This is a genomic window from Pseudomonas oligotrophica (genome assembly GCF_021726475.1).
In the GTDB taxonomy this organism is placed as follows: Bacteria; Pseudomonadota; Gammaproteobacteria; order Pseudomonadales; family Pseudomonadaceae; genus Stutzerimonas; species Stutzerimonas oligotrophica.
On record NZ_JAKJRU010000004.1, the window covers coordinates 153537 to 165518 of the forward strand.

The window sequence follows — 11982 nt, forward strand, 5'->3', positions numbered from 1 at the left end:
TGACGGACGTCGCCTTGCCGCCGCCCGGAGCATGTTCTTGACTGCACAGCACAAGGCCAAAAACCAACCTGGGGGAAGCGAGATGATGAAGCACTTCGGTCCGCAGCGTGACAGCCTGGTGGATGCCGTCGCGATACTCGTGCTGATCCTGCTGGCGGTCGGCGCGGCGATCTTCTGGGTCAGTCACCAGTGAGCTGAGCTGCCTGGTTCACATGCCCGCCAGGTAGAGCACCAGCTTGACCACGCCAAGGATCACCAGCACGAACAGCGCGGTGAAGCCCACGCCGAGCAGGATGAAGTGGCTCGGCTTGCCATGCCGGAAGTCGCGCGCGCGGTTGCGTCCGCTCTGCACGCCGAGCGCGGCGGCCAGTACGCTGTGCAACATTTCGCGCAGTGTCAGGGGGCGGTCCGGTTCTTCGTCCACGGCAACCTCGCGCTGGCTGGTCTGCCCGGGAGTCTAGCCCAAGCCTGCGCCGGGCGAGGCACGCACGGCCGAACGGCGGCGGGCAAGCCGGTTGCCCGCCGCGCTGGTTCAGGCCTTGTTCACGGAGATGGTCCGCTCCCCGGGCGTGGCCCCGGGCTTCTTCGGCATCGTCAGCACCAGCACGCCCTTGCTGAAGCGTGCATCGATCCTGTCGCGGTCGACCGAATCGGGAACGTTGAAGCTGCGCTGGAAGCTGCCGTAGGAGCGTTCTGACAGGTAGTAGCCCTGTTTCTCCTCCTTGCGCTCCTGGCGCTTCTCGCCCTTGATCACCAGGGTGTCGCCGACCAGCTTGACCTCCACGTCCTGCTCGTCCATGCCCGGCAGTTCGGCGCTGATCTCGAAGCTCTCCTCCTTCTCGGTGACGTCCACCGCCGGCAGGCGCGTCAGGCCGCCCTGTCAGAACGTGCCGGTCTCCAGGCCGTGGCGGGCCAGCGGGCGATGCCAGGACAGGTCGAAGTCGTCGAACAGCCGATCCACCTGGCGGCGCAAGCTCTCGAACGGACGCCATGGCTCGTGCGGCGTCGGCGCCGATTTCTTGGTCTCGGTCGCAACGGGTTTGCTCGAATCGTCGGTCATTTCACAGCCTCCTCTGGAGTGGGAACAACCCCGGCATTGTTTGGCACGCCGGGGGCTGGCTGTTTGATTCCGATCAACCGTCAGGGGGCTGCGTGAGGCCTGCGGCCGGGTTACCAGATGTTGGCCTTGAACCAGTCCCAGAGCCCGAACGAGTAACCCGGCAGCAGGTTGATGCCCAGCGCGGACTTCAGCAGGTAGAGGATCAGCAGGCCGAGCAGGGTCGAGAACAGGAGGAACACCGTGGCCAGCATGGCCTTGGCGGCGAGCGAAAGGTTGCCCTGGCGCTGGGATGGGCTGCGCTTGTTGCGCCCGGCGAGGATGGTGAAGTAGTAGCGACTGCCGAACAGGTTCAGCGTCCCGCGCAGGTCCACGCGATGCTTGCTGCGCCTGCGGCTGCCGTAGATATCGCGCAGGGCCTCGACCTGTTCCGGGCTGAAGGAGTGACGAAGATGTTCCGGCAGGCGCTCCATCAGCTTGCGGATGAACGGATCCCGCTCGAGGGCGGCCTTGTCGAAGGGAGACGGGTAGGGCGTTTGGTGCTGCTCTGCTGCATAGCGTGGTCGGTCGGTCATCTTTCCTCCATGTCGGTGCAGCGAAGCGTCGCGAGGTGCGCTTCGATTGCAGTGAAGTCCGGCCGCCGGCGCGGCTCCAGGTCCAGGCAGCGGTCGCGCAGCTCGCCAAGGCGGGCCAGGTGTTCGTCGTCTTCGATCGTCGCATCGCAGCGTTGCAGCAATTCGTCGAGCAGCACGCCGAAGGCCCGCGCCTCCAGGCGCTGCAGCGCCGGTGCGGTGCCTGCGGCCGGTTCGAAGAAGGAGGCGGCACCGAAATCGCTGAGGCGACAGCCGCCTTGCGGGTCGACCAGCAGGTTGTGCGCGTAGAGGTCGCCGTGCAGGATGCCGCGGCCATGCAGGTGGGCCACTGCCGAGGCGGTGCCGCGCGCCAGCTTCAACACCTGCGCCAGGGCGAAGCGCTGCGCCGGGGCGTAGCAGTCGCGCGTGCAACTGGCCAGCGAAGGCGGCTGGGCGAGGGCGGCGAAGCGTGGGTCGAGCAGCTCCATCAGCAGCGCCGGGCTGCCGGGGCCGGCCAGCGAGCCGGCGACCCGCAGCAGGTGGGGATGCTCGCCCGCCGCGATGCAGGCGGCCATCTCGCTGCGTGGCAGGCCGTCGCTGGTCACCGTTCCCTTGAAGCATTTCACGGCTGCGGCGCGGTGCTGGCCGTCGCCCTGGTGCCATTCGGCCCGGCGGATCACTCCGGAGGCGCCCTCGCCGAGCACTTCGTGGAGCCTGACATCGGCCGCATCGATGCTCGCGTGCCCGGCCTGCGCCAGGGCCCGGGTTTCACGTCGATCGCTGAACGGGTTGCCGGCAAAGGCCAGCCAGGCCAGGCGTGGCAGCTCCGGCAGCCAACCAGGCAGATGTTCCAGGCGGTTGGCGGCCAGGCGCAGCAACTCGAGGTTGTGGCAGTCGGCAAGGGAATCGGGCAGGGCGCCCAGGCGGTTGCCCGCCAGCATCAGTTTCTGCAGGCGCGGGCGGCGGCCCAGTTCGTCCGGCAAGGCAGTCAGCGCATTGTCGGTGAGGATCAGCCAGCGCAGTGCCGGCGGCAATGCCGCGGCGGGCAGCTGCTCGATCCGGTTGGCCTTGAAGCCGATCATCTCCAGGTTCGGGCATTCGCCCAGGCATTCGGGCAGATGATCGAAGGCGTTGTCGGAGCAGAACAGGATGCGCAGGCGGTGCAGGCGCGAGAGATCCGCCGGCAGGCGCTCGAGCCGGTTACCGCTCAGGTTGAGGATTTCCAGCGTGTCGGCCAGGGCATAGATTTCATCGGGGAAGTGGGTCAGCCCGGCGGCCAGGTCGAGGCGTCGGATGCCGGCCAGTTCCCCGCGTTGCAGTTGCTTGAGATCGTGCATTCACGCGTCCTTGCTTGGCGGAACTGCCGAGGGTCACTGCTCTGGGACAGCCTCTGGCACGCTGCGTTCCGCGTGTTTCCTGCCCAGCGCCCGCTCGGCGCGCGCACGCAGCTGGCCGCAGCCGCCATCGACGTCCTGGCCGGCGGAATTGCGGACCTTGGTCAGCACGCCGCGGCTGTGCAGGTAGCGCACGATCTGCACGATGCGCTCGCCCTGCGGCCGCTGGTAGTGGTCATCTTCCAGGCTGTTGTAGGGAATCAGGTTGAGCACGGCGAACTTGCCGGCCAGCAGGCGCAGCAGCGCGTCCATTTCCTGCTGGCTGTCGTTGATGCCGGCCAGCAGCGTCCACTGGTACTGGATCGGATAGCCGACCGTGCGCGCATAGCGCTCGCCCAGCTCGACCAGCTCGGCCGGGTCGAGGCGCGGCGCGCGCGGCAGTAGCGCCTGGCGCAGCTCGGCGTCGGTGGTATGCAGCGACAACGCCAGGGCCGGCTTGACCCGTTGCGCGGGCAGGCGTTCGAACACCCGCGGGTCGCCGACCGTGGAGAACACCAGGTTCTTGTGGCCGATGCCGCCGTCGGTACCGAGCAGGTCGATCGCCTCGAGCACGTTGTCGAGGTTGTGCGCCGGCTCGCCCATGCCCATGAACACCACCTTCTTCACCGGGCGGAAGCGCCGCGCCAGGGCGACCTGGGCGACGATCTCGGCACTGCCGAGCTGACGCAGCAGGCCGCTCTTGCCGGTCATGCAGAACACGCAGCCGACCGCGCAACCGACCTGGCTGGACACGCACAGGCCGTCGCGCGGCAACAGCACGCTTTCCACCATCTGCCCGTCGCCCAGTTCCACCAGCAGGCGCGCCGAGCCATCGGCGCCGGGGTGTTCGGAGCGCAGGCGCGCCAGGCCGTCAAGGCTTGCCTGCAGCGCCGGCAGCGCCTCGCGCACGCTGAGTGGCAGGAAGTCCTCGGCCTGCTGCTGGCGGCGGCCGATGGCGATGTCGCGGCCGAGCAGCCAGGCGCGGGTCATGCGCCCGATGTGACGGGGCTTGGCGCCGGCGGCGGCGAACTGCTGATGGATATCGTGGATTTGCATAGGGCGCGCATTCTAGCGGGGCGCCTGGGCAAAGGGCAGCGTCGGCGCAACGCTCAATCGCTGAAGCGACGGCTGGCCGGGACGATGCAGAGCAACAGCAGCACGAGCATGAAGAAGGCCGCGCCCAGGGAGAACAGCTGCGCGACCAGGCCCATCAGCGCCGGGCCGGCCAACACGCCGGCAAAGCCGATGGTGGTGGCGACGGTGACGGCGGTGTGCATCGGCATCAGGGTCTGCCGGCTGAGCGAGGAGATCAGCACGGGCGAGACGTTGGCGCAGCCCAGCCCGCACAGGCCGTAGCCGAGCAGGGCCAGCAGCCAGTGCTCGGTCACCAGGGTGAGGCCGATGCCGGCGGCGGCCAGCAGGCCGCCCAGGGCGATGATGCGAGGCGGCCCGAGGCGGGCGATCACCGGGCCGCCGGCGAAGCGTGCGACGGTCGTCATCAGCGTGTAGGCGGCGTAACCGAGCCCGCCATGGGCGACATCCAGGCCCTTCTCGCCCGTCAGGTACAGGGCGCTCCAGTCGAGCACCGCACCCTCGGCGAGGTAGACCGCGAAGCACAACAGCCCGGCCAGCAGCACCAGGCCGCGCGGACGGACGAAGGCAAGGCCGCCGCCAGGGGCGCGGTTGGGCAGGAAGCCTGGCGCCACGGCCAGGTTGGCCGCCAGGACCAGCGCCATCATCGCCAGCGTCCCGGCCTCTGCCGACACGCCCAGGCTCAGCTGTGCGGTCATGACCAGTGCGCCGACGATGGCGCCCAGGCTGAACATGCCGTGGAAGTTGGACATCATCCGTCGGCCGACGGCGGTTTCCACCAGCACCGACTGAATGTTCAGCACGACATCGATCACACCGAGGCTGCCGCCAAAGCAGAACAGCGCGAGCGCCATCAGCCACACCGAGTTGGCGAGCGCCATGCCGGTCAGCGCCAGGACCAGCAGTGCCACCGCCGCCAGCACCACGGGGCGGATGCCCCAGCGCGACACCAGCACGCCGGACAGCGGCATCCAGCTCAGCGAACCGATGCCGATGCACAGCAGCAGGAAGCCGAACAGCGCGTCGCTCATCTCGATCCGCGCCCGTACGTAGGGCACCAGTGGTGCCCAGACGGCGAGCCCGAAGCCGGCCATGAAGAAGCCGCAGCGGGTCGCCGTGCGAACGATCGGGCGGCTGGCGTCGAGCGCAGGCGCGGTCATGGGCGACTCCGGGAAACGAGCCGGCAGGGCCGGCGGGGCGGTCATGCTATCGTCTCGCCCCTTGCCTCGAAACCACAGGGTCGACATGAAATTCATCCACCAGCGCGAACACCTCGACGAGGACGACCTGGTCGTCATCGAGTGCGACCAGCCATGCAACATCCGCCTGATGAACGACAAGAACTTCCGCGCATTCAAGAATGGTGGCCGGCACAGCTACATCGGCGGTGCCTTCGAGCGCTTCCCTGCGCGCATCCGCGTGCCCAGCGCGGGCTTCTGGAACATCACCCTCGATACGGTCACGCGGCGGGCCGTCAGCGTGACGCGCAAGCCGAACCTCAAGTACCGGATCAGGGTCATTCGACAGCAGGTCTCGCAGTGAGCGGGACTCCCGATCCGGCGTCGGCTTGAGCCGATACCGATCCCCCTGGCCCGCGAAGCGCCCCGAGCGCTCGCCCGACACTGGAGCCGAGCATGGCTGAACACAGCGGCAAGCGCCTGCGCGCGCATCTGGGCATGCTGCTCTGGGCGCTGTTCGTCGGGCTGTCGTTCCCCGCGGTGGGGATGCTGAGCGAGGAGCTGCCACCGCTGCTGCTGACCAGCATGCGCTTCGCCATCGCCGCCCTGGCGCTGGCGCCACTGGCCTGGCGGCAGAGCCAGGCGTTGCCGTCTGCCGCCACCTTCGTGCTCTACGCGGCCATGGGGCTGTGCCTGGCCGGCTTCTTCGGCACCATGTTCTGGGCCGCGCACCGGGTCAGCGCGCTGTCGATGGCCACGTTGTTCGTCAGCGTACCGCTGCTGGCCTACTGCCTGGGCCGTGGCCTGGGGGTGGAGCGGCGCGCCGGCCGCCTGCTGGCGATCCTCGCCCTCGGCGCGCTGGGTGCGCTGGGGCTGGCCTGGGCGGAGAACGGCGGTGACTTCTCCAGCATGGGCCTGGGCCTCGGCGAGCTCGGCTTCTTCCTCGGCTGCGTGGCCTCGGCGCTCTACCCGGTGCTCTCCAAGTGGGGCCTGGCGCGCAACCGCCTGCCGGCCCAGGCGGGCCTGCGCACCTTCTGGAGCCTGCTCTGCGGGGCGGCGCTGATCGGCCTGGCGGGCCTGCTCTGGGAGACGCCGACCGAGTTGCTGCGCATGGACCTGGGCGACGTGCTGCTGGTCAGCTACCTCGGCGTGTTCTCCAGTGCGATGACCTTCTTCCTGCAGCAGCGCGCCACCGCCGAGCTGACGCCCGGCGCGGTGACCGCCTACAGCTACCTGGTGCCGTTCGTCTCGATGCTGCTGCTGTTCGTCGAGCAGCCGGTGCGCATGGGCTGGCAGTGGCTGCCGGGCAGCGTGCTGGTGCTGCTGGCCATCGCGCTGCTGATCTTGCGGCCCTTCGAAGGACGTGCCTCCCGGCAGTTGGGCGAGGGTGCCTGAGCCGGCCGGATCGGAACATCTGCCGCGGGGAAGGGTCAGCAGGGTAGCCAGCGGGGATCGAGGCCTGCCGGTCCCCATCGACCCGCAACACTGACGGACTGCTTATGACGGCTGCTGGAAAACAGCACGAGCACAAGAATCGCAACATTCAATTCCTTCGTGGCCTGGCCATCATCCTGGTGCTCTTCGCCCATGGCTCGGTGATGCTGGCCGGCGCCCAGGCGCAGGCGTGGGATGCGTTGCTGCAGCGCATCCTGCCGGGTATCGGCGTGGACCTGTTCTTCATCATCTCCGGCTTCCTGATGGGCGCGACCTTCCTGCGCAAGCAACAGGGCTTCGATGCGCATGCGGTGTATCGCTTCTACTGCAAGCGCATCCGCCGCGTGCTGGCGCCGACCTGGTTCTGGGCCGCGGCCTTGCTGTTGCTGGCCCTAGTCGAGCAGGAGACCGGCATCGGCCCCTATGGATTGGAGCTATTGCTCAGCGTGGCGGCGAGCGCCGCGTTCTTCCTGGCCAACGTGTTCAATGCCCTCGAGCAGTCGGACTTCGGCTATTTCTGGTCGATTGCCCTGGAAGTGCAGTTCTACCTGTTCTTCCCGCTGTTGCTGTTGCTGCGAAACGGCTTCTGGCCGGCGGTGGTGGCGATCGTCGTCTGGTTCAGCTTCGCCAACCCCTTCGAGCCGGCCTGGCTGTTCCGCGTCAACGGGCTGTTCATCGGCCTGCTGCTGTGGAAGCTGTCGACGCTTGCGGTGTTCGAAGAGATCCAGGCGCAGATCGGTGCGCTCGGGGCCGGGCGCAAGGCGTGGGTGGCGCTGCTCGCGGTACTCGCCGCGGCGGTGGTGGGCAGCACCTTCGAGGCGTTCGAGTCGTTCCGCTGGACCGCCGTCACGTTGATCCTTGCCGTGGCCTTCGTGCTGGTCGCCTTCTCGGATGAGCTGGTATTCGGCGTCTTCTCTCGGCCGGTCGAGGCGATCGGTACCGTCTCGTTCTCGCTGTACCTGTGCCATATCCCGGTCTGGCTGCTGACCACGGCCTATGCCGGTGCGCTGCCGACCGCCACCCGCGTCCCGCTGTGCCTGGCGCTCTCGCTGCTGGCGGCCTGGCTGAGCTACCGCTTTATCGAGCAGCCGCTGACCCGCCCGGCCCGTGCGGAGGCTTCGGCGGGGCAGGTGGCCTGCGTCGAAGCAGGCCGGCGGTGACCCTCAGGCATCGCCCTCGGCGCTGAACGCTGCGTGGCAGCGCAGGCGATGCCCCGGCTCCGGGCCGAGCAGCCAGCTGCCATCGGCTTCAGGGCACGCCTCCATCACCGCGTTGTAGCTGAACGTCCAGCGGCGTTTCTGGCGGCCATCGACGCACTCGATCTCGACCACCGTCTCGTCGCTCGCGAATGGCTCGCCGGCTTCAGCCGCCGCCTCGGCGCGGTCGAGCAGCGCCTCGTCGAGGATGAAGGACCAGGCATGCAGTCCGTCGATTTCCAGCATGTCGGCCTGCTCGAGTTCGTCGAGCAGGTAGCGGGTCATGGCGTCGCTCATGCGTCGTACCCCAGGTTCGGCATCAGCCAGCGCTCACTGATGGCCAATTCCTGGCCCTTGCGCTGGCTGTAGCTTTCCACCTGATCCTTGTCGATCTTGCCGACGGCGAAATACTGCGCCTCGGGATGGGCGAAGTACCAGCCGCTGACCGCCGCGGTGGGCAGCATGGCGTAGTGCTCGGTGAGGGTGACCTGGCTGATGCCGTCGGCATCCAGCAGCTGGAACAGCGTGCCCTTCTCGGTGTGGTCCGGGCAGGCCGGGTAGCCGGGGGCAGGGCGGATGCCCTTGTACTGCTCGCGGATCAGCTCCTCGTTGCTCAGCTGTTCATCCTTGGCGTAGCCCCAGTAGTGCTTGCGCACCTGTTCGTGCAGCCATTCGGCACAGGCCTCGGCGAGGCGGTCGGCCAATGCCTTGACCATGATCGAGTTGTAGTCGTCGCCCTTGTCCTGATAGGCCTTGGCCAGTTCCTCGGCACCGATGCCAGCGGTGCAGATGAAACCGCCCACATAGTCGGTGATGCCGGTGCTCTTGGGTGCCACGAAGTCGGCCAGCGACAGGTTCGGCTTGGCGTCCGGCTTGATGGTCTGCTGGCGCAGGTGATGCAGGGTGGCCAGCTTCTCGCCGTTGTCACCGTACACTTCCAGGTCATCGTCCTGGACCTGGTTGGCTGGCCAGAAGCCGAACACCGCACGTGCGCGGATCAGCTTCTCGTCGACCAGCTTTTTCAGCATGGCCTGGGCATCGTTGAACAGCGAGGTGGCCGCTTCGCCAACCACCTCGTCCTCGAGGATGCGTGGGTACTTGCCGGCCAGGTCCCAGGCGATGAAGAAAGGCGTCCAGTCGATGTAGTCGACCAGGGTGCGCAGATCGATGTCTTCCAGCACCTGGCGGCCGGTGAAGCTAGGCTTGACCGGGGCGTAGCCGCTCCAGTCGAACGACGGCTTGTTGGCGACAGCGTCGAGGTAACTCAGGCGTTCGGTGCGCGCACTGCGGTTGGCGGTGCGCTCGCGGATCATCGCGTACTCCTCGCGGGTCTTGTCGACGAAGGCCGGCTTGAGTTCCTTGGACAGCAGGGTGGTGGCTACGCCCACCGCGCGCGAGGCGTCGGTGACATAGACCACAGCATCGTTGCTGTACTGCGGGTCGATCTTCACCGCGGTGTGCGCCTTGGAGGTGGTGGCGCCGCCGATCATCAGCGGCAGGCTGAAGCCCTGGCGCTGCATTTCCTTGGCCACATGAACCATTTCGTCCAGCGACGGGGTGATCAGCCCGGACAGGCCGATGATGTCGCACTTCTCGGCGATGGCGGTCTGCAGGATCTTTTCCGCCGGCACCATCACACCCATGTCCACCACGTCGTAGCCGTTGCAGCCGAGTACCACGCCGACGATGTTCTTGCCGATGTCGTGCACGTCGCCCTTGACGGTTGCCATGAGGATCTTGCCCTTGGCTTCCGGCTTGTCACCCTTTTCCGCTTCGATGAAGGGGATCAGGTGCGCCACGGCCTGCTTCATCACGCGGGCGGACTTGACCACCTGGGGCAGGAACATCTTGCCGGCGCCGAACAGATCGCCCACCACGTTCATGCCGGCCATCAGCGGGCCTTCGATCACCTCGATGGGCCTCGCGCACTGCTGGCGGCACTCCTCGGTGTCCTCCACGATAAAGGCGGTGATGCCCTTGACCAGCGCGTGCTCGAGGCGCTTGTCCACCGGCAGATTGCGCCATTCCTCGGTCTCGGCTTCCTTGACCGAGCCATCGCCCTTGTACTTGTCGGCGATTTCCAGCAGCGCCTCGGTGCCGCCGGCGCTGCGGTTGAGCACCACGTCCTCGACCGCGTCGCGCAGCTCCTTCGGGATCTCGTCGTAGATCTCCAATTGGCCGGCGTTGACGATGCCCATGGTCAGGCCCGCCTTGATCGCATGGAACAGGAACACCGAGTGGATCGCTTCGCGCACCGGGTTGTTGCCGCGGAAGGAGAACGACACGTTGGACACGCCGCCCGAGGTCAGCGCGTAGGGCAGGTGGTCGCGTATGTAGGCGCAGGCGTCGATGAAGTCGACCGCGTAGTTGTTGTGCTCCTCGATGCCGGTGGCGATGGCGAAGATGTTCGGGTCGAAGATGATGTCTTCCGGCGGGAAGCCCACCTCGTTGACCAGGATGTCGTAGCTGCGCTGGCAGATCTCGCGCTTGCGTGCGGCGGTATCGGCCTGGCCGGCTTCGTCGAAGGCCATCACCACCACCGCGGCGCCGTAGCGCTTGCACAGGTGGGCGTGGTGCTTGAACTGCTCGACACCTTCCTTCATGGAGATGGAGTTGACGATGCCCTTGCCCTGGATGCACTTGAGGCCCGCCTCGATCACTTCCCACTTGGAGGAGTCGATCATGATCGGCACGCGGGAGATGTCCGGCTCGCCGGCGATCAGGTTGAGGAAGGTGACCATGGCCGCCTTCGAATCCAGCATGCCCTCGTCCATGTTGATGTCGATCACCTGGGCGCCGGCTTCCACCTGCTGCAGGGCCACTTCCAGCGCCTCGGTGTAGTTCTCCTCGCGGATCAGGCGGGCGAACTTGGCCGAACCGGTGATATTGGTGCGCTCGCCGACGTTGACGAACAGCGAGCTGCGGTCGATGGTGAAGGGCTCCAGGCCCGACAGGCGGCAGGCCTTTGGAATGTCCGGAATCACGCGCGGCGGGTACTTGGCCACCGCCTCTGCAATCGCCTGGATGTGCGCCGGCGTGGTGCCGCAGCAGCCGCCGATGATGTTGAGGAAACCGCTGGCGGCGAACTCTTCGACCACCGCGGCCATTTCTGCCGGCGTTTCGTCGTACTCGCCGAAGGCATTGGGCAGGCCGGCGTTGGGGTGGGCGGACACATGGGTGTCGGCCTTGTTGGCCAGCTCTTCCAGATAAGGGCGCAGGTCCTTGGCGCCCAGGGCGCAGTTCAGGCCTACGGAGATCGGCTTGGCATGGCGCACCGAGTTCCAGAACGCCTCGGTGGTCTGGCCTGACAGCGTGCGGCCGGAGGCGTCGGTGATGGTGCCGGAGATCATGATCGGCAGCTCGACGCCGTCTTCCTCGAATACCTGCTGCACGGCGAAGATGGCCGCCTTGGCGTTCAAGGTATCGAAGATGGTCTCGATCAGGATCAGGTCGGCGCCGCCCTCGATCAGGCCACGAGTGGCCTCGGTGTAGTTCTCCACCAGCAGGTCGAAGGTGACGTTGCGGTAGCCGGGGTTGTTGACGTCCGGCGAGATGGAGCAGGTGCGGCTGGTCGGGCCGAGTACGCCAGCGACGAAGCGCGGGCGATCCGGCGTCTCGGCGGTCTTGGCGTCCGCCACTTCCCGGGCCACGCGTGCGCCTTCGACGTTCAGCTCGTAGACCAGTTCTTCCATGCCGTAGTCGGCCTGGGAGACCCGGGTGGCATTGAAGGTGTTGGTTTCCAGAATGTCGGCGCCGGCATCGAGATAGGCTTTCTCGATGGCCTGGATGACGTCGGGGCGCGAGAGCAGCAAGAGGTCGTTGTTGCCCTTGACGTCGCTCGGCCAGTCGGCGAAGCGCTCGCCGCGGTAGTCGGACTCCTCCAGCTTGTAGCTCTGGATCATGGTCCCCATGCCGCCGTCGAGGATCAGGATGCGTTCCTGGAGGGCGTGCTGGAGGGCCTGGAGGCGGGCGGCGCGATCGGACATTTGGACTACCTGGGTAAAGCCTGGACGAAAGGGCGCAAATCATAGCAAAGCTGTATGGTTTTTGATCGGTCGCCCCGTTTCTATGAATTTCGCT

At 67.0% G+C, this 11982-nt stretch carries 10 protein-coding genes and 1 pseudogene; 3 read left to right on the forward strand and 8 right to left on the reverse strand.

Features of this window, described 5'->3' with window-relative positions; genetic code table 11:
* Positions 1 to 208: 208 nt before the first annotated feature.
* From L3N39_RS10120 to L3N39_RS10145, 6 genes and pseudogenes are all read right to left on the reverse strand, one after another.
* Complete coding sequence (locus L3N39_RS10120) at positions 209 to 385, reverse strand: DUF2970 domain-containing protein (protein WP_250646526.1); 177 nt, start codon at positions 383 to 385, stop codon at positions 209 to 211.
* Positions 386 to 532: 147 nt separating this feature from the next.
* Positions 533 to 1060, reverse strand: a pseudogene (locus tag L3N39_RS10125) (Hsp20/alpha crystallin family protein).
* Positions 1061 to 1170: 110 nt separating this feature from the next.
* Positions 1171 to 1632: a 3-phosphoshikimate 1-carboxyvinyltransferase gene (locus L3N39_RS10130; protein ID WP_237257208.1), complete on the reverse strand. Its 462-nt coding sequence runs from the start codon at positions 1630 to 1632 to the stop codon at positions 1171 to 1173.
* Positions 1629 to 2966, reverse strand: a complete 1338-nt coding sequence (locus L3N39_RS10135; RefSeq protein WP_237257209.1) for a leucine-rich repeat-containing protein kinase family protein — start codon at positions 2964 to 2966, stop codon at positions 1629 to 1631. Before L3N39_RS10135 ends, L3N39_RS10130 begins: the two co-directional genes overlap by 4 nt.
* 33 nt (positions 2967 to 2999) lie before the next feature.
* Positions 3000 to 4058: an RNA methyltransferase gene (locus tag L3N39_RS10140; RefSeq protein ID WP_237257210.1), complete on the reverse strand. Its 1059-nt coding sequence runs from the start codon at positions 4056 to 4058 to the stop codon at positions 3000 to 3002.
* 53 nt (positions 4059 to 4111) lie between these two features.
* Complete coding sequence (locus tag L3N39_RS10145; RefSeq protein ID WP_237257211.1) at positions 4112 to 5254, reverse strand: MFS transporter; 1143 nt, start codon at positions 5252 to 5254, stop codon at positions 4112 to 4114.
* Between the two features lie 85 nt (positions 5255 to 5339).
* On the opposite strand from L3N39_RS10145, the gene L3N39_RS10150 reads away from it, so the two are divergent.
* The 3 genes from L3N39_RS10150 (at position 5340) to L3N39_RS10160 (ending at position 7866) form a co-directional block, all read left to right on the forward strand.
* Positions 5340 to 5636 carry a DUF1883 domain-containing protein gene (locus L3N39_RS10150; RefSeq protein ID WP_431978018.1) on the forward strand — a complete coding sequence of 99 codons (297 nt, stop codon included), beginning with the start codon at positions 5340 to 5342 and terminating at the stop codon, positions 5634 to 5636.
* Positions 5637 to 5728: 92 nt separating this feature from the next.
* A complete protein-coding gene (locus tag L3N39_RS10155; RefSeq protein ID WP_237257213.1) occupies positions 5729 to 6667 on the forward strand; it encodes an EamA family transporter in 939 nt (312 codons plus the stop codon).
* A gap of 104 nt (positions 6668 to 6771) precedes the next feature.
* On the forward strand, positions 6772 to 7866 hold the full coding sequence (locus L3N39_RS10160) for an acyltransferase family protein (protein ID WP_237257214.1): 1095 nt from the start codon (positions 6772 to 6774) through the stop codon (positions 7864 to 7866).
* A gap of 3 nt (positions 7867 to 7869) precedes the next feature.
* On the opposite strand, the gene L3N39_RS10165 is transcribed toward L3N39_RS10160, so the two are convergent.
* Together L3N39_RS10165 and metH are read right to left on the reverse strand one after the other, a co-directional pair.
* Positions 7870 to 8199, reverse strand: a complete 330-nt coding sequence (locus L3N39_RS10165; protein ID WP_431978019.1) for a DUF5629 family protein — start codon at positions 8197 to 8199, stop codon at positions 7870 to 7872.
* Positions 8196 to 11888, reverse strand: coding sequence for a methionine synthase (gene metH / locus L3N39_RS10170; protein WP_237257215.1), 3693 nt, complete (start codon positions 11886 to 11888; stop codon positions 8196 to 8198). Before metH ends, L3N39_RS10165 begins: the two co-directional genes overlap by 4 nt.
* Positions 11889 to 11982: the final 94 nt, after the last annotated feature.